This is a genomic window from Marinilabilia salmonicolor JCM 21150, from assembly GCF_000259075.1.
Taxonomy (GTDB): domain Bacteria; phylum Bacteroidota; class Bacteroidia; order Bacteroidales; family Marinilabiliaceae; genus Marinilabilia; species Marinilabilia salmonicolor.
This window is the reverse complement of sequence record NZ_AJKI01000011.1, coordinates 239,442-264,458: the sequence shown is the minus strand read 5'-3', so window position 1 is coordinate 264,458 and position 25,017 is coordinate 239,442. Positions and strand designations below refer to the sequence as shown.

The following is a 25,017-nucleotide window of genomic DNA, read 5'->3' as shown; positions in this document are numbered from 1 at the left end:
TCTTTTATTTTTTAAAGTGCTTAATTCTGAAGCATCTTTTAGTCCTGAATCAAAAATAACATCATTTTTTAAAACGGGAAGAGATTAATCGGTAAATGGGTGATTAAATCCCGCGAGTTGCGATTTTTGAGATATTTCAATACAAAGCTACCTGTTCCTAATGAATGATAGAAAAGGACATGAAAAGTGCTAATTGTTATATTTTAGCTCAAAAAATTTGAAAAACGTAATTAAAATTGTAATTTTGCTTTCGGTTATTAAGTAAAAAGTGCCTGTTGCTTGAAAAAGTATTAATGTTGGATGTTCGGCAGGCATCTCAGACTTCCAATGTTTTGTTTTATCTCCTTTTAAAATTGTTTCAGTATGCAGCAACGTTTTCCCAGAGTTCAAGGGCTGTACGATCCGGCCAATGAACATGACAATTGCGGAATTGGATTTGTCGCGCATATCAAAGGAAAACCTTCTAATGATATTGTGCGAAAGGGGTTGGAGGTTCTTGTGAATATGACCCACAGAGGTGCCGAGAGTTCTGACAATAAATCTGGTGACGGTGCCGGTATTCTTATGCAGGTTCCTTATGAGTATTTTAGTGGATTTGATTTTGACTTACCTGCTCCCGGGCATTACGGAACAGGACTGGTGTTCCTGCCCGGTGATCCGGAAGAGGCCCGTGGTTGTTTGGAAATCCTTAATAAGAATATTGTGGATGAAGGACTGGAACTGATTGGATATCGTGATGTTCCTGTAAATTCGGACGCCATTGGGGAAATAGCGCGTGGAAGTGAGCCCGTCATAAGGCAGGTATTTGTGACCGGTAAATTTGTGGAGCAGGATGCTCTGGAAAGAAAGTTGTATCTGGTCAGGAAGATGACAGAGAACGCCGTCCGGAACTCGAAAATTGCTTCCAAAGAGGGGTTTTATATTGTGAGTTTGTCTTCCAAAGTATTTATTTATAAAGGAATGCTGACTCCTGCTCAGTTGGGAGAATATTTTCTTGATCTTCAGGCTCCTAAGCTGGCAAGTGCCATTGCGTTGGTTCACTCCCGTTTCAGTACCAATACATTTCCCACCTGGGATCTGGCCCAGCCTTTCAGGATTCTGGCTCACAACGGAGAAATTAATACCATTAAAGGAAACCGTCTGTGGATGCAGGCCCGCGAAGGATTATTGGAGTCTGATATGTTTGGGGATGATTTGAAGAAACTTTTTCCTGTTATCGAAAGCGGAAAAAGTGACTCAGCATCTCTCGACAATGTTCTTGAATTTTTGTTTCTGACCGGTCGCACACTACCTCATGCACTTACGATGCTGATTCCGGAATCGTGGAATGACAAAAATCCGATTCCTCCAAGTCTTAAAGCATATTATGAATATCACAGTACGATTATGGAACCCTGGGATGGTCCTGCTTCCATTGTTTTTTCTGATGGAAGATACATTGGAGGAACTCTTGATCGAAACGGGTTGCGTCCTTCAAGGTATGTGATTACCGATGATGATTTGATTGTGATGGGATCCGAGGTCGGGGTTCAAACTTTTTCTGCAGAGAAGATTGTTTCTAAAGGCAGGCTTAAACCCGGAAAATTGTTGCTTGTGGATACCCGTCTGGGGATTATTATTCCTGATGAGGAGATAAAATCACAGCTGTCGATGCGTCATCCGTATGAAAACTGGCTCAAAGAAAACCGAATTAGTCTTAGAGACATTGAGGTACGTCAACGAGTGTCGTCAGATCTGGGAGAGAATTATGATATGTACCTGAAAGCTTTCGGGTACAATAAAGAGGATGTGGATCTTATTATTAAGCCCATGTCGGAAACAGGAGTGGAGCCTATTGGCTCTATGGGGAATGATACGCCCATGTCGATTTTCTCTGATAAGCCGCAACGTTTGTTCAGCTATTTCCGGCAGCATTTTGCTCAGGTAACCAATCCCGCGATTGATCCCATCAGAGAAGGTTTGGTAATGGCTTTGACCAATTATATCGGATCTGTTTCTAAAAATATTTTGATGGAAAGCCATGAGCATTGCCGTTCCATCAAGTTTGCAAGTCCTCTGATTACAAATACTGATCTGGGGAAGATTAAAGATTTTCGCCGTGAAGAGTTTTCGCATGTAACTTTACCCATGCTTTTTCCAGCTTCTCAGGGTGGGGAGGGGCTGAAAGTTGCCCTTGAGCAGATATGTACCGACGCGGAAAAGGCGGTTGATGAGGGTAACAATTACATTATTCTGAGTGACCGCGGTGTGAGTCTGGAAAACGCGGCGATCCCTTCACTGCTGGCCACTGCTGCTGTTCATCATCACCTCATAAAAACCAAAAAAAGAATGCAGGTCGGTTTGATTATTGAAACCGGAGAAGCCAGAGAAGTTATGCATTTTGCATTGTTGTTGGGTTATGGGGCGAGTGTTATCAACCCTTATGTTTGCTTTGCCACCATCAATGAAATGGTTAAAAACGGATCAGTCCGGGGTAGTTACGGCGAGGCTCGTGAAAAGTACATTAAATCGGTGGATAAAGGTCTCATGAAAGTACTTTCAAAAATGGGAATATCCACTCTCCGAAGTTATCATGGAGCACAAATTTTTGAAGCCATAGGGATATCCGGTGAGGTTATTGAACGATATTTTACCGGAACGACCTCAAGGATAGGTGGTGTTGGTTTTGAGGAAATTGCCAGGGAAGCACTGGCTTTTCATCAAAAAGCTTTTGATGAGTTGTTGCCCAAAGGACCTTATGATAGTGCCGGGGCATATGCTTTTCGGAAATACGGAGAGAAGCATGCCTGGAATCCGGAAACAATAGGGCTTTTGCAATGGGCTACTGCACGCAATGATTATCAGAAATACAAGGAATACAGTCGTAAGGTGGAAAGCGATAATCGCAAACCACTTTTTCTGAGAGGTTTTTTAAATCCTAAAAGAGGAAAGGCGATTGATTTAAGTGAAGTAGAACCGGTAGAGGCCATATTGAAAAGGTTTGTTACTGGTGCCATGAGTTATGGCTCCATATCTAAAGAGGCCCATGAAGCATTGGCCATGGCCATGAATGAAATTGGCGGCCGAAGCAACACCGGAGAGGGAGGTGAGGATTCAAAACGCTTTAAATCGCCGGCACGTAGCTCCATAAAACAGGTGGCCAGTGGTCGGTTTGGCGTGACCAATAATTATCTGGTAAATGCCGATGAACTTCAGATTAAGGTTGCCCAGGGAGCTAAACCTGGAGAAGGAGGTCAGTTGCCCGGGTATAAGGTTGATAAGGTTATTGCAAAACTGCGGAACTCAACTCCCGGTATTACTCTGATTTCTCCCCCTCCGCATCACGATATCTATTCTATCGAAGATCTTGCTCAGTTGATCTTTGATCTGAAAAATGCCAATCCCCGGGCCAGAATCAGTGTGAAGCTGGTCTCTGAAACCGGAGTCGGAACTGTGGCAGCAGGGGTGGCCAAGGCGCATGCCGATTTGATTGTAATTAGTGGAACGGAGGGAGGAACAGGTGCCAGTCCTTCCAGTTCTATCAAACATGCGGGACTTCCTGTTGAACTGGGTCTTGCCGAAACACAACAAACGCTGGTGCTTAACAATCTTCGGGGCAGGGTGAAGTTGCAAACCGATGGTCAGTTGAAAACGGGCCATGATGTAGTAAAAATGGCACTTTTGGGCGCAGAAGAGTATGGCTTTGCCACTTCCGGTCTCATTGTACTGGGCTGTGTGATGATGCGTAAATGTCATCTGAATACCTGTCCTGCAGGTATTGCCACCCAGGATGAAGAACTCAGAAAGCGATTTATCGGGAAGTACAGAAATCTGGTGAATTTCTTTACGTTTATTGCAACTGAAGTACGGGAGGTTTTGGCTGAAATGGGGTATCGATCGTTGAACGAAATCATCGGCAGGAGTGATCTGTTGGAACGGGATCCTGAAGTTGGAAACTGGAAAACCGGAGGTCTCGACCTGTCAGGATTGCTCCATTTCCCAACGGAAGGTCAAAAATATCCATTGCATCAGACCACAGATCAGGATCATAAAATTGATAAGGTCTTGGATCGCAAATTGATAGAGGAGGCTCGCCCGGCTATTCAGAATGGTTCGCGTGTTTGGATGTCCTATCCGGTGAATAATACTGACAGAGCTGTGGGAGCCATGCTTTCAGGAGAGGTCTCCATAGCTTATGGGGAAGAGGGGCTTCCCAAGAATACTATTAATTGCTCGTTTGCCGGATCGGCCGGTCAAAGTTTTGGTGCTTTTTTGGTGAGTGGGGTGAGCTTCCGGCTGGAGGGAGATGCCAACGATTATCTGGGCAAAGGTTTGTCGGGCGGGAAAATTGTGGTAGTTCCGCCAACTGGGCATAAGTTTAATCCTGAAGAGAATATTATCATCGGAAATACCGTGCTCTATGGTGCCACAGGTGGACATCTGTATGTTCATGGAGTTGCCGGCGAGCGCTTTGCTGTCAGGAATTCCGGCGCAAATGCTGTGGTGGAAGGGACAGGAGATCACTGTTGTGAATATATGACAGGAGGTCGTGTTGTTGTTATCGGATCCACCGGACGAAATTTTGCTGCCGGGATGAGCGGTGGAATCGCCTATGTATTGGATGAATCTGGCAATTTTGATTTTTATTGCAACAAAGGGTTGGTAGATCTGACGCCTGTGCAGGATTATGGTGATGTTCAGGAGTTGCAATTCCTTCTTCATAAACATTTGCTCCATACCAACAGTGAGAAGGCCCGTAATGTACTGGTGAACTGGGAGAAATTTCTTCCGAAGTTTGTGAAGGTGATTCCTTTTGAATATAAGAAGGTGCTGGAACAGCAGAAAGTGGAGGAGCTGGAGAAAAAGCTGAGGGAGACTGAAGATGCCCCGCATTTGAGAGAGTAAAATAGTTTATTAATAAGGATTGACAGGGTTGTGATCAATGGCAATTGTGTCAGTCATCATAATAATGATTAGCTATGGGAAATCCCAGAGGATTCATAGAAGTTGAGCGAAAGCTGAGTGGAAACCGACCTGTGAATGAACGAATTGATGATTATGGGGAAGTGGAGCAAACGCTGAATGACCAGGATCGGAAATTACAGGCTTCCAGATGTATGGATTGCGGCGTTCCTTTTTGTCATTGGGGATGTCCGGTAGGAAGTAAAATTCCTGAATGGCAGGACGCTTTGTTCCGCGGTGATTATAAACTGGCCAGTGAGGTGCTGCATTCGACCAACAGCTTTCCTGAATTTACAGGTCGGGTTTGTCCTGCGCCTTGTGAGAAGTCCTGTGTCCTGGCCATTCACGAAGAGTCTGTTACCATTCGCGAAAATGAGGCTTCAACTGTAGAGAAAGCTTTTGAGCTTGGTTTTATCCAGCCACGTATTCCTAAAAAGAGAACCGGAAAGAAGGTGGCGGTTATAGGTTCCGGGCCGTCCGGATTATCGGTGGCAGATCAGCTGAATCAAAAAGGACATAGTGTGACTGTCTTTGAGCGTGATGATGCTATTGGGGGATTGCTTCGGTACGGAATCCCGGATTTTAAGTTGAATAAGAAGGTGATTGATCGCAGGCAAAGGATATTTGAGAAGGAGGGCATCGAATTTCGCATAAATACAGCTGTGGGGGAGGATGTTAAAGGAGCGCAACTGCTGAAGGAGTTTGATGCGGTTGTTTTAGCTATTGGAGCCATGCAGCCCCGAGATTTGCCTGTTGAAGGACGTGATTTAAAAGGGGTTTATTTTGCCATGGATTATCTGAAACAGCAGAATAAGGTGAACCGGGGTTCCTCTTTTTCGGACGATGAGCGTATTAATGCCAAAGGGAAAAAGGTGATGGTCATTGGTGGTGGAGACACTGGAAGTGACTGTGTGGGAACGGCCAATCGTCAGCGTGCCGAAAAGGTAATGCAAATAGAAATTATGCCTAAACCACCTGCCTCCAGAACCCCTGATAATCCCTGGCCTTTCTGGCCCAATGTGCTGAAGGTTTCGTCTTCTCATCAGGAGGGGTGTGAGCGTATGTGGAGCCTTTCCACCCGTCGGTTTGTTGGAGATAAAGGAAGGCTTAAAGCAGTTGAGGTTGTTGAAGTGGAGTGGATGCAGGATAATGGCCGGTGGAAAATGGAAGAAAAGGAAGATACCGTACGTAAAATTGACGTGGATATGGTAATGCTTTCCATGGGTTTTGTTCATCCTGTTCACAAAGGTTTGGTGAAGGAACTCGGATTGGAACTTGACCAGCGCGGAAATGTAAAAATTAACGATGGATTTGCTGCCAGTAAACCCGGCGTTTTTGCAGCTGGTGATGCTGCAAACGGAGCCAGTCTGGTGGTTACAGCCATTGCAAAGGGACGTGAGGCCGCTGCGCATGTTCATGAGTTCCTGTCAAAATAGAATCTATCTGAATTTCCCCGAAAAGAGATTGTCAGGGTAGCGGGTAACTAAGTTTCCTAAAAGGAGCCGGTCTGTTTTATGGCCGGCTTTTTTTGTTGCGGGAAGAAAAGGGCGTTTGTAAGTGCTTGGTTTTTAATGATGTTGAGAGACTTTCGGGCCCCCTTCTGAAAAAAATTAAAATTTTTGTACGTGTGCTTGAACGCTCAGTTGTCATATAAAAAGGTAAAATTGTAAAATGTTAACTAAGGGATGCAATTCTTGGATTTTTAAGATTGTCTTACCTTCAGAAATGATAGACTGAGAATGGAGCAACTCATATCGAAAAAAGCGGAGATACATCCGGATGCAAAGATTGGAGAAAATGTTACGATTGAGGCTTTTGCTAAGATTGATAAAGATGTAATTATTGGTGATGGCACATGGATTGGCGCCAATGCGACCATTTATCCGGGGGCAAGAATTGGAAAGGCTTGTAAAGTATTTCCCGGAGCAGTTATTTCTGCAGAACCACAGGATCTTAAGTTTGATGGAGAATACAGTACTGTTGAGGTCGGTGACCGGGTTACTGTTCGTGAGTATGTGACCATTAACCGCGGTACTGCTGCTAAAGGGGTTACCCGCGTTGGCAATGACACCCTGCTGATGGCTTATGCACACCTGGGACATGATGTAGAGGTGGGCAGTCATTGTGTGGTGGCTAACAGTGTTCAGCTGGCTGGTGAAGTTGTGCTGGAAGACTGGGTAGTTATTGGCGGAATGAGTGCTGTACATCAGTTCTGTCGTATAGGAGCTCACGCCATGGTTTCCGGAATGTGTGGAGTGTTGTCCGATGTGGCCCCATTCACGAAAGTGTTTGGTCTCCCTGCTGCATATATGGGGATCAATGTGGTGGGATTGCGTCGTCGAGGCTTTAGCAGAGAGCAAATAGACAATGTCCATGATATTTACCGGGCTTTGTATCAGCAGGGAAGAAATGTTTCTCAGGCCATTGAATACATGCAGGCTTATCTGGATCCAAGTCCGGAAATGGGACAAATCATTAATTTCATTAAAGGATCGAAACGGGGAATCATCAAAAATGCCGTCGGCCAGACTTCGACGGTAACCTCTTAAGGATATAAAAACAGAGGCTGTCTTTATAGGCAGCCTTTTCTTTTTGCTTTGACTTGGTCGAACCTTGGTTCATGAATAACCGGACCGGATTATTCGGGAATAATGTGGGTTCAATTTTTCGGCTGACACAACAATTCTTACTTCTCTGTTTTTTGAAAAGGTGCTGTTGCTCTGTGATAAATTCCATGCACCCAGGCGATGGCCATCCCATAATTCGTTACAGGGATATTGGCCTCAATGGCTGGTTTTAATCTGTTGTGAAGTTGTTTTCGGGTAATCATACAGCCACCGCATTGAATTACCAGCGCATAGTCATTGATGGGGCGTTTTATATTGTCCAATCCGGCTATTACATCAAATTCCAGCTGTTTCCCGGTATGTTTTTTTAACCATTTAGGGATTTTTTCACGTCCAATGTCATCGCATGCCACGTGATGTGTACAGGATTCAAGTATCAGTACACGATCATTGTCTCTTAGCTCATCGATTTTGGGGGTGCCTGTCATATATTGCCCGAAGTCTCCTTTTAATCTTGCTAAAAGTATGCTAAAGCTGGTTAGTCTAACGTTTTTTGGGGTTATCTCATTCGCTTTGGCGAAGACCTGGGAATCCGTGACGACCAAAGCAGGTGTAATACCTGTCTTTTCAAGGAAGGCTTTTGCTTCTGTTTCTTTAAGTACAATGCAGGTTGCATCGTTGTCCAGTACATCACGGATGGTTTGCACCTGAGGCAAAATCATTCTGCCTGCCGGAGCTTCAATGTCGATGGGGGTAATGAGTAAAACTATATCTCCCGGATGGATGAGGTCTCCGAGCAATGTCGGGGTTGTGTAAGCAGATTCGGGAATGGTGCTTCGTATGGCATCGATGATTGGCTCAGTGGATAAAGCGGATCCCAGTTTAAGGAATCCGGCCACTCCTGATTTTCGGTATTCTTTTTCAATGTTTTTATTGGCAGGATTGAGGTCTTCTTTGTTGTGAATGACTAAAAAAGGAACATCCCGTTTTTTGAATTCTGAAATGAGTTTTTCTTCCGGTTCTTCCAGTTGATTGTTGGTCACTATTAGTATTGCCAGGTCAATTCTGTCGATGGTTTGCAGCGTTTTGGAAACCCTTTTGGTGCCCAATTCTCCAATGTCATCGGTGCCCGCTGTATCAACGAGAACTACCGGTCCGAAGCCTGTAATCTCAAAAGATTTTTTAACCGGATCGGTTGTTGTTCCCGGGATGTCGGATACAATGGCTATCTCCTGGCCTGCAAGTCGGTTTATCAATGTACTTTTACCGTTGTTCCTTCTTCCAAAAATGCCAATAAAAGGCTGCCGGTCTTTTCCCATTTTTTTTGTGTAAAGTAATTAAAAATTTGAGATAAGTTCCAGCGTTTGGGCGTTGCTCTTTCGGGAATCAGATAAAAAGACCTATTTTTGAGCATTTCACACAATTTGAAGTTTTGTACCTGAGTCAGATTAGACATCCTGTTGTGTTCGGTCAATCATGTATTTGAAAGCGTTGTTTATGGTTAAATTTTTACCTCTTCTTTTGGTTTTGTGGTTTTCCGGAACTCTTGTATTGTCACAAACTTACGCAGACTCGCCTGCCGATTTTTTCTTTTCCAAAGAGGTGGGAGAGCAGCCTATGCTTATGTCTCCGGGATTTATCTCTTCGGGTATGGGCGAGGCTTATGGGGCTCTTGGGCCTGATGGTGACGAATTTTACTACTGTATTACGGAGAAAGGTGTGTTTTCAGCCATCTTGGCGACCAGGTTTCATGATGGATTCTGGACATATCCGGAAGTGGTCTCTTTTTCTGGTGAATATATGGACGCCAGTCCTTTTGTAACTCCTGATGGTCGTTTTCTTTTCTTTACCTCCAACAGACCTTCGTATGAAAGTGACCTGGTTTTGGATTGGAATGTGTGGCGAAGTAGCCGTATGCAGAACGGGGATTGGTCAACTCCTGAACTAATGTCGTTTAGTAACGGTGACAGGAACGAAGTTTCTGTTTCTGTTGACCGACAAGGGATTGTTTATTTTAGTGCGGATTATGACGGTGGTACCATCACATTAGATGAAAACGCACTGGATATTTTCAGTGTTCAGTCAGACAATCAGGAAAACTGGATTGAGGCAGTAAAGCTTTCGCCGGCGGTTAATTCTGAGTTTCCGGAGCGGGATCCGGCGATCTCTCCCGATGGGAAGTGTCTGGTTTTTAGCTCTCCACGTCCGGAGGGTGAGGGTACATCCGATTTGTATGTCTCTTACAAATCGGGAGAGGATTGGGGCGAAGCGGTAAGTCTGGGGACTAAAGTAAACTCAACAGCCTATGAATGTTGCCCAATGTTTACCTCTGATGGGAGAATATTCATTTTCTCCAGTACTGTAACCCGTAAAATGCCCCGGCAATTAAGATATTCCAGTATAAAAAAATGGCTGTTGGGCCCCGGAAACGGTTCCGGAGACATTTGGTATATGGATGCTTCCGTAATTTTGAGGGATTAAATAGTTCAGTCTAAATAAAATCAGGCCGTTTTATGCCAGAGGCATGGCATAGGTTTGAACATCTTTGGAAGAAATGCCATCGCTGCCCAATATTATTAATCGCTCAATAACATTTCTGAATTCCCGGATATTACCGGTCCAGTTTATTTTCTGTAACTCTTTAACAGCTGATTCATCAAATGATTTTGGTTGAACTCCCAGTTCTTTGCAAATAAGATTGTTGAAATGCTCTGTGAGCAAGGGGATGTCATCTTTTCGCTCATTAAGCGAGGGAACTTGTATGATGATAACACTCAGGCGATGATAAAGGTCTTCTCTGAAACGTGATTCTTTTATTTCATCCTGAAGATTTTTGTTGGTGGCAGCCAGAATCCGTACATCCACTTTTATGTCTTTGTCACTGCCCACTCTGGAAATTACATTTTCCTGAAGTGCTCTGAGGACCTTGGCCTGCGCTGCAAGGCTCATGTCTCCTATTTCATCAAGGAATATGGTGCCGCCATTGGCTTGCTCAAATTTTCCTTTTCTTTGCTTGTGGGCCGAGGTGAAAGCTCCTTTTTCATGGCCAAACAGCTCGCTTTCAATGAGTTCGGATGGAATGGCTGCGCAATTTACTTCAATGAAAGGTTGAGCCGCACGATTGCTTTTTTCATGCAACCACCTGGCCACCAATTCTTTGCCTGTTCCGTTTTGACCCGTGATCAGAACTCGGGCATCTGTGGCGGCTACTTTATCAATCATTTCCCTTATCTGCATCATTGGTTCTGATTCACCAATCATATCAAAGGTTTTGCTGACTTTTCGGCGCAAAACTTTGGTCTCTGATACCAGTTCTTTTTTGTCGATGGCATTTTTGATGGTTACCAGCAGACGGTTCAGGTCAAGCGGCTTTTCAATAAAATCGTAGGCGCCTTTTTTGATGGCTTCCACAGCGGTATCTATATTTCCGTGTCCTGAAATCATGATGACAGGAACGTCTGGTGAAGTCTGCATCATTTTGTCCAGTACTTCCATGCCGTCCATTTCGGGCATTTTGATATCAAGCAAGACCACATCAAATTTCGATTCGGAAAAATGTTCCAGCCCGTCTGCTCCGTTTTCGGCCAGCAGAACTTCGTGCTTTTCGTATTCCAGGATATCTTTTAATGTGTTTCTTATGCTTTTTTGGTCGTCAATGACAAGTATTTTGGACATATTTAAGAGATGTTTATTACAGTTGACTTGAGATTATCTGAAGAATTGCTCCTTCTTTGAGTGCGAATGAGCACTGCCAGATTTCTTTAATTTTTAATTCTTCGGTAATAAATTTTACAATGATGCTGGCCGGTACGATGCTGTCCACCCGGTGTGGTTCCATCCCCGGCATCACTTTCCGTTCATCCGAGTTGGATGTCATCAGCTCTTTATGTACAAGTAATAGACGTTTTGGTTCCAGCAATAAAGAGGTGAGCTTTGAACTGTCCAGCAAAGGATAGAATTTTTTGGAAAGAAGAGCTGCCAGCGTATCGAAAGATCCGGATGAACCAACCATTTTCTTTACCGGAAATTGTTTGACTGCTTCAAAAAGCATCTCCAACTCTTTTTTGAGATGTTTTTGAATGGCCTTTATTTCACTCTCTTTGATTGGATCGGATGGGGTGAATTGTTCCAGCAGACGTGCAACGCCCAACTCAAAACTTTGTTTCCATGCCACTCCAAACCGGTTAGCGATGATGAATTCAATGCTGCCGCCCCCGATATCCATAATCAGAATGTATTCCTCATCCAGCGGATAAACCTGTCGGACTCCGTCAAAAATGGTTTGAGCTTCCTCATCTCCCTGGATGATGCGAATGGTAAGTCCCAATTCATTTTTAACCCTTTTTACAAATTCATGACCGTTATTGGCACTCCTTATTGCGGAAGTTGCAAAGCAAAAGATGCTCTCGACCTGATAATCGGAAATGGTAATCAGATGGGATTTAAGTGCTTCTACGCCTCTTTCCATAGCCTCGGAAGTAATGGTGGCTTTATGAATACCTCCTTTTCCCAATTTAGCAGGATTCTTCGATTCTAAAAGAATGTTGTAAGTCCCGTTTTCGGCAACTTCGGTGATCAAGAGGTTGAAGGTGTTGGTTCCCAGGTCTATTATGGCAATACGGTTGTGCTTCATGATATGTAAAGTATTTCTGATTACAAAGTTACAAATAATCATTGTGGTGGGGGTGTTTCGGTTGGTTAATTTTGCTGCGTATTAAATCTGTTGCTTTTTAGCCTGAATAATTCATGAATAAAGCAGGCTAAAATCTTGTTGTTTGAAGGAATGAAGATATAAGTCGAATTCTTAGATTCTGGTGTCGGATATGTCTTTCGTCAAAAAAACATGAAAAATATTGGAAAGACAGGCTTTGTTACCATCTTGTTTTACCGGGGTTCGTGTTTTTAAAAGCCGTAAGCCTAAGGTTTTGTGTAATAATGAATTGTTGATAGATGATAATTTGTACTTTTATTTTATATTTTTCACGCAGGGTTAAAATGTATTTATCCTTCGGATAACTTAACACTTGAGTTTATCTGGATATTTTGCACTTCAAAAACCATTTAAAAATGAAAAACAGGAAAGAGATCTTTCTGGCTGTTTTGATCATCTTCTTTTTTTTAACACAGTCGCATTCACAAGAGGTAATTTCAACTTCCGGGGGGGCAGGTTCGGTTAGTGGCGCAAGGGTATCATGGACTGTGGGAGAGCCGGTGACTGAGACAGTCCAGGGGGCAGGGGTTGCTCTGACACAGGGCTTTAATCAGGGAGATTTTCTGATTGTAACTACTATACAGCAGTGGGAGGGAGAGAATCAGATCCTTAAGATTTTTCCTAATCCTGCCGATAATATCATTAATGTCGTTTCAGATATTTCAGGAACAGAGAAAATGAACTATGCCATTCTTGACTTGAAAGGCAGAATACTGAAGGAGGGTGTAATTACACTGCCCGAATCGCAGTTAATAGTTAATGATTTAAAATCAGGTGTTTACTTTTTGAAATTGTACACCACTCTAAAAGAACAAGGGATTTATAGAATAATTAAAAAATAGAATTATGAAAAACTATTTACCTGTAATTATTTTCCTGTTGTCCACGTTAACCCTTTGGGGACAGGCACCTCAGTCATTAAAATATCAGGCTGTTGTAAGAAGCGCTGATGGTAGTATGGTTCTGGCATCTCAAAATGTTGCATTTAGAATATCGCTGTTGCAAGGGAGTATATCCGGATCTGAATCTTATGTTGAGACTCACGGTGTTACAACCAATGAGTTTGGCCTTGCTGTTTTTAATGTTGGTGAGGGAACTCCTGTTACAGGCACCTTTTCATCTATTGACTGGAGTTCGGGCTCATATTTTATGAAGGTCGAGATTGATCCGGAAAACGGAACTGCTTTCGAAGAAGTTGGTACAAGTCAGTTGCTAAGTGTACCGTATGCTCTGTACTCGAACACCTCAGAGAGGGCTGAAGATTTAAATACAAAGGTTGATCTGGTAAATGATAAACTGGGTCTTTCCAGTGAGGGACTGGTTTTGTGGAACAAGATGGGATCGGTTGATGAAGTGGAAAACAGCGAGACAGGTCCCGCCGGAACCATTTTGGGTGATGTCAATTTTGATAATGACGTTCGTTTTGGACAAGGATTAACGCCTAATACGGGTAATGCAAATAGTGGTGTGGACTTTCCGACTACTGTCGTTGATCCGGATAGGGGTAGTGTTGAGATGTGGACTAAATTTTATACCCCCCCTGCATCCGGAAGTTATGGAGTATATGGTTTTGTCAACGTAAATCACTGGAGTCATAATGTGATGAGCTTTACCTGGCATAACAGCGGTAGTATTTTGGATATGACGTTGACTTTTAACGGTACGGGTCGTAATGTTTCATTGGGTAGTTTTAGTCCTCCCCTCAACACGCCTGTCCATATTGCCTGTGTATGGGACCGGGACGGAATAGATGGTTCTGGGGATTATATGCGACTATATGTTGACGGCGAGGTGGTAGCAGCAAATAGTACTGATAATGATTGGGGAGCGGATAACAGCACAGGAGATTTTAGAGTAGCCACTCCATGGGATAACGACTTTGCTACTGATCGTTATTCTGTCGATAATGTGAAAATATGGAATTTTGCTAAAACAGATTTTGGAGATCGAGACAACGAGGCGGAAGAAATTCTTGTTGAACAGGTATTGAGTGATCCTGTAAAAGATCAGTCTGCCAGCGGTGTCACCTCTTACGGAACTGTTAACTCCAACACTGCAGGATATGGTGCAGCTCTATATATGACAGCTGATGGTAAGTATGAAGAGGCTAATGCAGGTTCTGCATCTACGATGCCATGCACAGCACTGGCTTTAGAAACGGATGCAGGAAGGAAAAGAATTTTGTTGCAGGGGAATATCCGTAATGATAGCTGGTCGTTCACACCCGGTGGATTGGTATATGTTTCTCCAATCAGTGGAGTAATTACACAGACCCCTCCCTCGGAAACAGGAGAACAGCTGCAGATATTGGGATACGCAATAAAAAGCAATGCGCTGTTTTTCAATCCCAATTTGATGCTTATAGAGATAAAATAAGAAAGACCAGATGTAAACCTGTTCAACCATAATAATTGTTGTGCTATGAAGAAAATATTACTGATTCATTTGTTTATTCTGTCGTCTTTTCTTGTTTTTGGTCAGACCACGGACAAAATTGCGGGTACTTCAATGGAGTCTGTTAATACAATAGGCAGTATATCAGTTGAGTCAATAAGCAAAGTTGGGAATATTTCTTCTCCTGGACTCTTTAAAAGCTGTAAGGAAATCAAGGATGCTAATCCGGAGGCTGTTGATGGCATTTATACTATTGATCCTGATGGAGAAGGAGGTTCCGAGCCATTTGAGTGTTACTGCGATATGACCACAGACGGCGGAGGGTGGACGCTGGTGCTGTTAAGCAATACCGCCATAGCAGGTTGTCCTCGTCCCTACTGGACAGAGGCGGTTAATAATGTTAACCTTAACGGGGCGCTTTCAACCGACATTACCTCATACGATCTGTTTCTGGGGGTAAGACACTGGAATTTTTTGGGATCCTCAGCAAGGCTTGACATGGGTGAATCCCCCTCAAACCTTGCTCACAGGGCATATTATGACTTTTCCCTTGATGAGAGTAATAACTATGCTCTGGTAATGTCAAATGAATCTGTTACTATACATACCGAGGGAACTGCAAGTCCTGGTATGTATACCTATCATAATGGCAGACCACTCACAACACGTGATGCTGACCATGATGCTTTTAGTAGCAATTGCTCTCACAATTATTATGAGTCAGCATGGTGGTACGGAGCTTGCATGAGTGGAAGTTTCTGGGGTGGAGGATTGGAAAGTTTCCAGGATGCCCCCTATTGGGACGGTTCGGGTACAGAACATTTTAATTACGGATCAATATGGCTTAGATGAAGTGGGCTGTTTTATCAGGCTAACCAACGATAATAGAAATAATGAAAAAATTATTACTGTTTTATTTGTTTTTTCAGCTATCCCCTCTGGCTTTTGGTCAGACTACAGGTAAGATAGGGGGTACTGAGAAAAATGCCATAATTAAAATTGGCGGAGTGCCTGTTGAGTCAATTGGTAGAATTGGCGATATCTCTACTCCTGTCCTCTATAAGAGCTGTAAGGAAATCAAGGTCGCCAATCCGGAAGCTGTTGATGGCATCTATACTATCGATCCCGATGGAGAAGGGGGTTCAGACCCCTTTGAGTGCTATTGTGATATGACTACTGATGGAGGGGGGTGGACGCTGGTGGGATACTACCGGAATCCTGCTACGGAAAATGCACCTGATGATCTGGATGACAGGGATTATGCATATTTTATGAAGGCGGGATTGGATGAGACTTATGGAAACCCGGAGTATATTGCCGATCCCGATAGTGAAGGAGCCTGGACGGACTGGCGCGTACTTAGAGGTGTGGCATGGCCACTTGAATTTGCAGTAATTATTCATCAATCCTCATGGTTTACTGGTTGGGAGGATCATGCTGCTAAAACAATATACAGGGTTAAAAGCAGAGATATTTTGCCAAATTACGGGACTACACAAGACTTGTCTTCTGGCGATAATCTTTATTATAGATTTGATTTCACCGGCAGTTGGGTTGATGTAGGATTAAGCTCTTCTTCTGTAAATTATATGTGGTATCCCCGGACTGTGGCAGGTTATTCACTTACTTTATTCCATGAAAGCAATTCTAAATATGTGGACAATAGCGAGCCAACGAATTTTCACTTTGGAGTGTTTTACGGGGGTGGTATTCCGGGGGGCGATAACTCATGGCATCACAGTGCTCGTTTTCTGGTAAGGTAGCTTGGTGTTGCAATTTAATACCGGTTCCCGGCGATTGTTATTTTGTGATAAAAAAAGGAGTTCTAAAAAATAGAACCCCTTTTTTTATATGCTTTTAATCTCCCGAATACCGGAACCATTTCCACAACTCTTTGTAATCGACCTTTTTACCGTACATGAGTATTCCTACACGGTAGATTTTTCCTGCAAACCAGGTGGTTGCTATAAATCCGCCAACAAGTAATGCCATGGAGAGCAATAATTGCCAAAGCGGTACATCAAACGGAATACGCGCCATCATGACAATGGGGGAGGTGAATGGTATCATACTGAACCAGAATGCTACATCACTGCCGGGGTTTCGGAAGGTCATCATGGCCACATAAAGGGATATGATGATGGGAATGGTAACCGGTAGCATGAATTGTTGCTGGTCGCTTTCGTTGTCAATAGCTCCTCCAACAGCCGCAAAAAGTGCCGAATAAAGAAGATACCCGCCAAAGAAATAAAAGATGAATAGCAGCAGTGTTTTTAAAGGCTCCAGGCTGTTTACCATCTCCAGAATGTTGTTGAAGTTGAAACCATCTTCCATGGAAGCTATTTGTTGCGCAGCCTCAGGATTCTGATCCTGCATCATTTCAATCTGGGCATGTGTTCCTGAAGGCATTTCTGAATCCGGGAAAAATGCTGCTTTTACACCGGTTACAATCAGTATGGTAAGCACTACCCAAAGTAAAATCTGTGTCAATGCCACCATGGCTATGCCCAGAATTTTGCCCATCATCAGCTGAAATGGTTTTACCGACGAAACAATAACTTCCACAATGCGGGAAGTCTTTTCTTCCATGACCCCTCGCATAACCTGCGTTCCGTAAATGAAAATAAACATGTAAGAGAGGAACGCAAATGCCATACTGACAAACATGGTTAACTCTGCAGAACTTTGCTTCTCACTTCCGTCTTCTCCAATTTTTACGGTTGGAATTTCGATGTTTATTTGGTTGATTTCCGAAAGAATATTTTCCAATCCCTCCATTTTATAAGTCTGAAGCTTTTGATTTTTCAAATGATCACGCAGACTTCGCTGAACGTACCCTTTTGCATCCATTGTGATTTGAGCATCGGAATACAGACGGATTGCTTCCGGATTTTTAAGTAAATTATCCTGAATAACCAGATAGGCATAATAACCGGATTCTTTGAAGTTGCTTCGAATCTCCTCTTCTGATTCTTCGTCCAAAAAATCGAACTTTAACAATTCCGTATTTTCAATTTGTCCGGAATAGAGATTGGTGTGATCAATGACTGCAATGGTCTTTACTTCATCGTCTTCCATAGATGCCAGCCAGGCCGGAACAACCATCATGGCCGCAAATAAAACAGGGCCAAGAATGGACATGATGATAAAACTCTTCTTGCGGACACGGGAGAGATATTCCCTTTCTATAATTAGCGATATTTTGCTCATGATTTCTGATTTTGGGAAGGTTGTTCTTTCTGATTAACTACCTGTATAAAAACATCGTTCATGCCGGGGAGTAATTCCTGACAACTGTGGATAGTGCAATGCCCTATAATGCCCGAAAGAACATTGTTCAGAGATTGATCTTCGCTCATTTTCACCTGAGCTTCGAAATGGTCATTTACGGCATTCAGGTTGCGAAGCTCGTAGTTGTCTTTCAGGATTTTTTCTACCTCTTCCCGTTGCCCCGAGAACTCAATGTTTACAAGGTTTTGACGATAGCCTCTTCGAATCTGCTCCGTCCGTCCTTCAATCATGGCCTTACCATTGTTGATGAGGGTGATGTGGTCGCACAACTCTTCAACAGAAGCCATATTGTGTGTAGAGAAGATAATGGTAGCCCCTTTTTGCTTGAGTTCAAGGATTTCTTCTTTGAGCAATGTGGCATTAACGGGGTCGAATCCGCTGAATGGTTCGTCAAAGATCAGTAGTTGTGGTTCATGAAGGATGGTTACGATGAACTGAACCTTTTGGGCCATTCCTTTGGAGAGTTCCTCCACTTTTTTGTCCCACCAGGGTTGAATTTCAAATTTCTCAAACCAGTACTTCAGCCGTTTGAGGGCGTCATTTCTTGAAAGCCCTTTTAAGCGGGCCAGATAGACCGCTTGTTCACCGACTTTCATCTTTTTGTACAGGCCACGTTCTTCCGGGAGATAGCCAATTTTCATAATGTCCGAATTGCGGAGCGGCTTTCCGTCAAAAAGAAGTGTGCCTTCATCAGGACCTGTAATTTTGTTGATTATCCGGATTAAGGTTGTTTTTCCTGCTCCGTTTGGTCCCAGCAGTCCATAGATGCTGTTTTCAGGGACGGAAATGTTTACATCATTAAGGGCCAGGTGGTTGGCAAATCTTTTTACGATGCCACTGGCTTCTAAAAACGCCATATGCTTATGGGTTTAGGTTGAACAATTAGTTGCTGTAAGACTGTAATAGTCTCAAAACCCCAAATTTAGTTAATATTTGGAGACTTCTAAAAAGATTTTTATGAATGTGGTACTATTATACATGGCGCTATTTCCCCCTGGGAATAAGCACAATACCATATTCTTTTTCGATGAACCGAAAATAATAATAAAGTTTGTAATTCAATTCCAGGCCGTAGTCCGCATTTGGATCATAATCAATGCGCGTTTGGTAAAAATCGCCATAGCGAAGGGGATTGCTGTGCCTGTTGTTCCATTCAGTTACGTAGCGTTGGTTCCAGTTTTCATAATACGGCTGCGAATAAAAGTTGGCCGATGGTTGGGTGGCCAACCAGGATTGAAAACGGGAATCCATTATGATAAGTTCATATTCTGTGGAATCTGCCGGTGTTTCGCTGTCCTGTTTTTTCAACTCAACCTGTTGGTCAGGGATATTTGCTTTTTTTGTGGTTTTGCAAGAAGTGGTAGAAATTGCGATCAGCCCCCCGGCAAAAAACAATGGCAACAGGTACGAAAAAAACTTAAATGATGTGATGTTGCGTAATTTCATGATTGTTGATTTTGATACTAAAAATAAAGCCCGCCTCCTGGTTTGTCAAGAGGTGGGCTGTTTGTTTTGTCAATGAGGGCTGAATGCTTTTTTCAGAGGCTTCCTTTTGTGCTGGGCAGCTGATTGTTGAGGTAATCTTTCCTGATGGCGGCTTTCAGAGCGCGGGCAAGCCCCTTAAAGATAGCTTCAATCTTATGATGTTCATTATTGCCTTTGGCTTTGATGTAAAGGTTTGCAGCCGCGGCATCAGAGAAACTTTTAAAAAAATGCATAAACATCTCGGTAGGTAAATCACCTACTTTTTCTCTTTTAAATTTTGTTTTCCACACCAGCCACGGACGTCCGCCAAAATCAAGAGCAACATGTGCCATGCAGTCATCCATGGGGAGCGAAAAACCATATCTCTCAATGCCTCTTTTGTCACCCAATGCTTTTTTAAATGCCTCGCCCAATGCCAATGCAGTATCTTCAATGGTGTGGTGCTCATCCACATGCAAATCACCATCAACCTGAATGTTTAGATCGCAGCCCGAATGCCGGCCTATTTGCTCCAGCATGTGATCGAAGAATGAGAGGCCCGTGTTTATAGAGCATTTCCCGGTGCCGTCAAGGTTCAGGTTGATTCGGATTTTTGTTTCGGAGGTGTTTCTCTCCACGCTGGCCGTACGTTCTTTTACAAACAGAAAGTTTACAATCTCCTCCCATTCATCTGAAAACAGGGCACAGTATTCATCAAGGTTTTGTTTGTTAAGTTGATCTTCTGCTTCTGATTTGTTTTTCAAAAAGATTCCTTTACACCCCAGGTTTTTAGCCAATTCGATGTCGGTAATGCGGTCTCCGATAACAAAAGAGTTTTGTAAATCGTAGGTGTCGCTCATATATTTGCTGAGCATTGCTGTCCCGGGCTTTCGTGTGGGTGCATCCTCTTCCGGAAAGGTGCGGTCTATGTGAATGTTGGCAAACTCAATGTTTTCACCTTTCAGTGTATCGAGCATTTTGTTTTGTGCCGGCCAGAAAGTTGCTTCAGGAAAAGAATCGGTTCCAAGGCCGTCCTGATTGGTTACCATTACCAGTTCAAAATCAAGGCTTTTGACAATGCTGGAGAGCGCTGTTATTGCTCCCGGGACAAAATCCAGTTTTTCCAGGCTGTCCACCTGGTAATCTGAGGGCGGTTCTTTTATGATGGTTCCATCACGATCGATAAAAAGGACTCTTTTTAAAACCGGTTGAGTGCTCATTGTTTTATGGTTTATTCCGAATTAAACAAAGGGATAAATTATAAATTTTTCAGCCATTTTTCCAGGTGGACTGTCCATTCAAAGGCAGGGCTCTCTTTTCTGAACCCAAATCCATGTCCTCCTTTCGGCAAAATTATTTCCTGCACCGGAACATTGGCTTTTCGTAATGCCCCGGCATATTGTTTTGTGTTATCTGCCGGCACAGAGCCGTCATCCTCTGCATGCAGGATAAAAGCAGGAGGTGTTTCAGATGTGACTTGCTTTTCGAGGGAGTAGAGATCAACCTGTTTGTTATCCGGATGTTTTCCCAGAAGGGCTTCTCTTGATCCCTTATGCGTTAGGCTATCTGTCATGGAGATAACAGGATACATCAAAATTGAAAAATCGGGTCTTGCCAATGGGGTGGCTTTGATATATGGCAGGTTGTGGTTGAAAAGGGTGGAAGCTGAGGCTGCCAGATGTCCTCCGGCCGAAAATCCCATGATGCCGACTTTGGTGGAATCAACCCCCAGTGTTGATGCATTTTTGCGGATGGTGACGATGGCTTGCCGGGCATCCGTAAGTGGTATGGTGGATGCGTTGTCGAAGAGCGATTCATCAGGAAGCCTGTATTTTAGCACAAATGCCTGATACCCCAGTTGAGAAAGCCATTTTGCCACCTGCAGGCCTTCATGTTCGTACGCCTGATATCTGTACCCTCCACCGGGGCAAATGATGATGGCAGGTGCCGGTTGGCCGGAGTCTGAACCGAAAAACCATAATTCAGGTGTTGTAATATTGGAAACTATTGCAGAGCCACTTGCCGAGGTACTCCATACTTCCCCGGTATTCGGTGTCTTGTTTCCCGGAGGAGTGTCTTGATATAGCGGAATGGATTGATCTTGTGCCATTGCATTCAGCATCATGCTTGCGATAAATATTATTGATAAATATATGCGCATACTTGATTGTGTTAAAAATGGATTAGCTTAATCCGTCCAGTGCTTCAATTAATTTCCTGTTCTCCTCAGGGGTTCCCACTGTTATACGGAGACATCCTTCGCAGAGAGCAACATTAGAGCGGTCGCGAACAATGATTTTTCTGTCCACAAGATAATTATAAATTTTCTTTGGTTCCGGGGTTTTAAGCAGAACGAAGTTGGCATCGGTTGGGTAAACTTTTTGTACGAATTTTTTGGTTTTTAATGTGTTTATTAGTACGCCACGTTCTTCGAGAAGCTGTTTTACCCATTTACCCATTGTGTCATTTTCGGAGAGTAGTTCCAATGCTTTTTGCTGTGTGAGAATGTTGATATTGTAAGGGTATTTAATCTTGCTAAACACGTTTATTATTTCCTTTTGGGCAAAAGCCATGCCCAGTCTGATGCCTGCCATGCCCCAGGCTTTGGAAAAAGTTTGTAGGATTATCAGATTGGGGTATTGTTTCAGCTTTTTCAACCAGCTTTTGTCGGGGGCGAAGTCGATGTATGCTTCATCCAGTACCACAATGCCGTCAAATCCGTTCAGTACATTCTTTACCTCCTGTGGGTTGAAACAGTTCCCGGTTGGATTGTTAGGTGAACAGAGGAAAATGATTTTTGTGTGTTCATCTGTAGCTTCAAGCAGAGCTTCTGCGTCCAGCTCGAAATCAGGTGTGAGCAGAACTTTTTTTACCTCAATGTTATTGATGTCTGCGGATACCTGATACATCCCATAGGTGGGAGAAATGGATACAATATTGTCTTTCCCGGGTTCACAAAAGGCTCTGATGGCAATATCAATGGCCTCATCACTTCCATTTCCCAGAAAGATGCTTTCTTCATGTATTTCTTTGATTTTTGAAATTCGTTTTTTCAATTCTCGTTGGTAAGGGTCGGGGTATCTGTTAAATGGGGCGTTGAAGGGGTTCTCGTTGGCATCAAGAAATACGGCTGCCTCTCCGCTAAACTCATCACGTGCAGAAGAGTATGGCTTTAAATTGCGGATATTGGGACGTAACAGGTTGTTTATTGATTTCATGTTTTTATTTACTAAACGTGTTTAGAATAGAAATTTATTTTTGGTTTTTAATGGTTTGCCAATGTCGGGGACTTTCGGGGATGCTCTGGGTAAGGACAAACAATTTGGATTCCGGGTATAGGGTCTTTTGACGTTCGTGGTTTTGTATTGGCGAAGGTCTATGTCTTGTTCAATGCATCCATCCTCAGCGATACAGCCATTTTGTGAGCTTCGAGTTCCTCTGCTTCGGCCATTGTCTCAATTACAGGGCCCAGTTTCTGCAATCCGTCTCCGGAAATTTCCTGAAAGGTTATTTTTTTGCTGAAACTGTCGAGATTCACACCGCTATAAGCTCTTGCGTAACCGTATGTGGGAAGAGTGTGATTGGTTCCAGAGGCGTAATCACCGGCACTCTCAGGGGTGTAATTTCCCAGAAATACAGAACCGGCATTGTTGATCTTTTCGGCTGCGTCACTATAATTTCGTACTGAAAGGATCAGGTGTTCCGGAGCGTAAAGGTTCGTGAAGTCAAGCATCTCAGTCTGATTCTTAAGTAGAATTAATCTGCTGTGATTCAGTGCTTTTTTCGTTGTTTCTGCCCGTGGCAATGTTTTTAGCTGCTTTGTTATTTCTTTTTGTACCTCAGCAATTAGTGGTTCTGAGTCGGTAACCAGTATTGCCTGACTGTCCGGTCCGTGTTCTGCCTGTGAGAGTAAATCTGATGCAACGAAGCCTGCATTGGCAGAGGCATCTGCCATAACCTCAACTTCCGAAGGTCCGGCCGGCATGTCAATGGCTACTCCATCAAGAGTTACCAGTTGTTTGGCAGCTGTTACAAAACTGTTTCCCGGACCGAAAATTTTGTCAACGGCAGGGATGGTTTCCGTGCCATAAGCCATGGCAGCGATTGCCTGGGCTCCGCCAGCTTTAAATATACTGGTGATTCCCGTCAGATGAGCAGCAAATAAAATTGCCGGGTGTATTTTCCCCTGCTTGTTCGGCGGAGTGCACAGTACAATTTCTTTGCATCCGGCAATGGAGGCGGGGATTGCCAGCATCAAAACCGTTGAGAAAAGGGGCGCTGATCCTCCTGGAATATATAAGCCTACTTTTTCGATGGCCGTGCTTCGTTGCCAGCAAACCACACCCGGGGCAGTTTCAACTTTGTTTACTGTATGTTTCTGACTTTCATGAAACTTACGAATGTTGATGACTGCCTCATTGATGGCTCCTTTAAGTTGATTGCTGACATTCAGGCATCCCTGGCGAATCTCTTCTTCACTTACTCTGAAAGATTCAATCTCCACACCGTCGAACCGGGAGGTGTAATCTCTTAATGCCTTGTCTTTGTCTTTTTTGACTGCCGTCAGAACAGGTCGGATTTTCTCAATGACCTCCTGTTGGTTGCTGATGGCCCGGGTGGTCAGTTGCTGCCATTGGTCCCGGGCCGGATATTTTACTATTTCCATGGATTCAGGGAAATTAATTGTCTATAAAATCATTTTTTCGATGGGGATTATCAGGATTCCCTGGGCTCCGTTTTCTTTTAACTGACCGATAACGTCCCAAAAATGGTCTTCTTTGATTACGGAGTGTACGCTGCTCCATCCTTCTTGTGCCAAAGGCAGGACAGTAGGACTTTTCATTCCCGGGAGGATCTCAATAATCTTTTCGAGGTTTTCGTTGGGTGCATTCAGCAGGATGTATTTGTTGCTGTTGGAAGCCATTACGGCATTGATGCGGAAAATCATTTGATCCAGAATAGCCCTTTTTTCAGGAGACAGATCTCCGCTGGAGACCAGCACTGCCTCTGAATCCATTACTTTTTCCACTTCTTTGAGGTGGTTGGCTACCAATGTACTTCCGGAACTGACAATGTCAAAGATGGCATCTGCCAGGCCTATTCCCGGTGCAATCTCTACGGATCCGGCAATCTCATGGATTTCGGCATTGATCTTCTTCTCAGCAAAGAATTTCTTCAGAATTTCCGGATAGGAGGTGGCTATCTTTTTGTTCTCGAACCATGAGAGACCGGTGTACTCCTGTTCTTTGGGTATAGCCAGAGACAGACGACACCTGCTGAAACCAAGTTCTTTTTCCGTGGTCAGGTCAAATCCTTTTTCCAGTAATTCGTTCTGTCCCACAATGCCAATGTCGGCCACTCCGTCGGCTACTGTTTGCGGAATGTCATCATCCCGAAGGAACAAAACTTCCATGGGGAATTTAGTGGCAGATGCTACTAAACGGCCGTTACCCAGGTTAAACTTTATGCCTGCTTCCTTTAGCAGGTCCCGGCTGTCTTCAAATAAACGTCCTTTCTTCTGGAGCGCAATTCTTAATCTTGTTTCCATAATAGTATTGTAAATTTTTAATTTTTCAGCTTAATGATCCCCGTCGGAAAACAAAAAAGGCTTACCCGACGAGGTAAGCCTTTTACAGTTATATTATTGCA

Annotated in this window: 19 protein-coding genes; 8 read left to right on the top strand and 11 right to left on the bottom strand. The window is 43.6% G+C overall.

Annotated features, from left to right (window positions below; all coding sequences use genetic code 11):
- Positions 1-363: 363 nt before the first annotated feature.
- The 3 genes from gltB to lpxA all read left to right on the top strand — a co-directional run bounded on the left by gltB (position 364) and on the right by lpxA (position 7,490).
- Positions 364-4,884 carry a glutamate synthase large subunit gene (gene gltB / locus W7W_RS0108230; RefSeq protein WP_010663323.1) on the top strand — a complete coding sequence of 1,507 codons (4,521 nt, stop codon included), beginning with the start codon at positions 364-366 and terminating at the stop codon, positions 4,882-4,884.
- A gap of 74 nt (positions 4,885-4,958) precedes the next feature.
- Positions 4,959-6,377 carry a glutamate synthase subunit beta gene (locus W7W_RS0108225; protein WP_010663322.1) on the top strand — a complete coding sequence of 473 codons (1,419 nt, stop codon included), beginning with the start codon at positions 4,959-4,961 and terminating at the stop codon, positions 6,375-6,377.
- 303 nt (positions 6,378-6,680) lie between these two features.
- The gene (lpxA, locus tag W7W_RS0108220; protein WP_010663321.1) at positions 6,681-7,490 is read left to right on the top strand and encodes an acyl-ACP--UDP-N-acetylglucosamine O-acyltransferase; all 810 of its coding nucleotides are present in this window, start codon (positions 6,681-6,683) and stop codon (positions 7,488-7,490) included.
- 137 nt (positions 7,491-7,627) lie between these two features.
- On the opposite strand, the gene hydF is transcribed toward lpxA, so the two are convergent.
- Positions 7,628-8,827: a [FeFe] hydrogenase H-cluster maturation GTPase HydF gene (gene hydF, locus W7W_RS0108215; RefSeq protein WP_010663320.1), complete on the bottom strand. Its 1,200-nt coding sequence runs from the start codon at positions 8,825-8,827 to the stop codon at positions 7,628-7,630.
- Between the two features lie 178 nt (positions 8,828-9,005).
- On the opposite strand from hydF, the gene W7W_RS0108210 reads away from it, so the two are divergent.
- Positions 9,006-9,989, top strand: coding sequence for a TolB family protein (locus W7W_RS0108210; protein WP_148660825.1), 984 nt, complete (start codon positions 9,006-9,008; stop codon positions 9,987-9,989).
- A 30-nt stretch (positions 9,990-10,019) separates the two neighbouring features.
- Here the strand turns inward: W7W_RS0108210 and W7W_RS0108205 are convergent, their stop codons facing one another.
- On the bottom strand, positions 10,020-11,183 hold the full coding sequence (locus W7W_RS0108205; RefSeq protein WP_010663318.1) for a sigma-54-dependent transcriptional regulator: 1,164 nt from the start codon (positions 11,181-11,183) through the stop codon (positions 10,020-10,022).
- Between the two features lie 16 nt (positions 11,184-11,199).
- Positions 11,200-12,141: a Ppx/GppA phosphatase family protein gene (locus tag W7W_RS0108200; RefSeq protein ID WP_010663317.1), complete on the bottom strand. Its 942-nt coding sequence runs from the start codon at positions 12,139-12,141 to the stop codon at positions 11,200-11,202.
- A gap of 434 nt (positions 12,142-12,575) precedes the next feature.
- Here W7W_RS0108200 and W7W_RS0108195 point away from each other — a divergent pair, with 434 nt between their 5' ends.
- Genes W7W_RS0108195 through W7W_RS0108180 form a run of 4 tightly spaced genes read left to right on the top strand, consistent with a single transcriptional unit; the run spans position 12,576 to position 16,376 of the window.
- Positions 12,576-13,061, top strand: coding sequence for a T9SS type A sorting domain-containing protein (locus W7W_RS0108195; protein WP_010663316.1), 486 nt, complete (start codon positions 12,576-12,578; stop codon positions 13,059-13,061).
- A gap of 4 nt (positions 13,062-13,065) precedes the next feature.
- Entirely contained in the window at positions 13,066-14,595 is a 1,530-nt protein-coding gene (locus W7W_RS23690; RefSeq protein ID WP_010663315.1) for a LamG-like jellyroll fold domain-containing protein, read from the top strand.
- A gap of 45 nt (positions 14,596-14,640) precedes the next feature.
- Positions 14,641-15,465: a fibrinogen-like YCDxxxxGGGW domain-containing protein gene (locus tag W7W_RS0108185; RefSeq protein WP_010663314.1), complete on the top strand. Its 825-nt coding sequence runs from the start codon at positions 14,641-14,643 to the stop codon at positions 15,463-15,465.
- 41 nt (positions 15,466-15,506) lie between these two features.
- Positions 15,507-16,376 (top strand): fibrinogen-like YCDxxxxGGGW domain-containing protein, encoded by an 870-nt coding sequence (locus W7W_RS0108180; RefSeq protein WP_010663313.1) that lies wholly within the window; start codon positions 15,507-15,509, stop codon positions 16,374-16,376.
- Between the two features lie 94 nt (positions 16,377-16,470).
- Here W7W_RS0108180 and W7W_RS0108175 read toward each other — a convergent pair whose 3' ends face one another.
- The 8 genes from W7W_RS0108175 to hisG all read right to left on the bottom strand — a co-directional run bounded on the left by W7W_RS0108175 (position 16,471) and on the right by hisG (position 24,916).
- Positions 16,471-17,823 carry an ABC transporter permease gene (locus W7W_RS0108175; protein WP_010663312.1) on the bottom strand — a complete coding sequence of 451 codons (1,353 nt, stop codon included), beginning with the start codon at positions 17,821-17,823 and terminating at the stop codon, positions 16,471-16,473.
- Positions 17,820-18,761, bottom strand: a complete 942-nt coding sequence (locus tag W7W_RS0108170; RefSeq protein ID WP_010663311.1) for an ABC transporter ATP-binding protein — start codon at positions 18,759-18,761, stop codon at positions 17,820-17,822. Before W7W_RS0108170 ends, W7W_RS0108175 begins: the two co-directional genes overlap by 4 nt.
- 127 nt (positions 18,762-18,888) lie before the next feature.
- Positions 18,889-19,350 (bottom strand): DUF6146 family protein, encoded by a 462-nt coding sequence (locus W7W_RS0108165; protein WP_010663310.1) that lies wholly within the window; start codon positions 19,348-19,350, stop codon positions 18,889-18,891.
- Positions 19,351-19,442: 92 nt separating this feature from the next.
- Complete coding sequence (gene hisB, locus W7W_RS0108160; RefSeq protein WP_010663309.1) at positions 19,443-20,588, bottom strand: bifunctional histidinol-phosphatase/imidazoleglycerol-phosphate dehydratase HisB; 1,146 nt, start codon at positions 20,586-20,588, stop codon at positions 19,443-19,445.
- A 38-nt stretch (positions 20,589-20,626) separates the two neighbouring features.
- Positions 20,627-21,529: an alpha/beta hydrolase gene (locus W7W_RS0108155; RefSeq protein WP_025006760.1), complete on the bottom strand. Its 903-nt coding sequence runs from the start codon at positions 21,527-21,529 to the stop codon at positions 20,627-20,629.
- Between the two features lie 22 nt (positions 21,530-21,551).
- Complete coding sequence (hisC, locus tag W7W_RS0108150; RefSeq protein ID WP_010663307.1) at positions 21,552-22,586, bottom strand: histidinol-phosphate transaminase; 1,035 nt, start codon at positions 22,584-22,586, stop codon at positions 21,552-21,554.
- A 158-nt stretch (positions 22,587-22,744) separates the two neighbouring features.
- Entirely contained in the window at positions 22,745-24,034 is a 1,290-nt protein-coding gene (gene hisD / locus W7W_RS0108145) for a histidinol dehydrogenase (RefSeq protein WP_010663306.1), read from the bottom strand.
- Positions 24,035-24,055: 21 nt separating this feature from the next.
- On the bottom strand, positions 24,056-24,916 hold the full coding sequence (gene hisG, locus W7W_RS0108140; RefSeq protein WP_010663305.1) for an ATP phosphoribosyltransferase: 861 nt from the start codon (positions 24,914-24,916) through the stop codon (positions 24,056-24,058).
- Positions 24,917-25,017 lie beyond the last annotated feature (101 nt).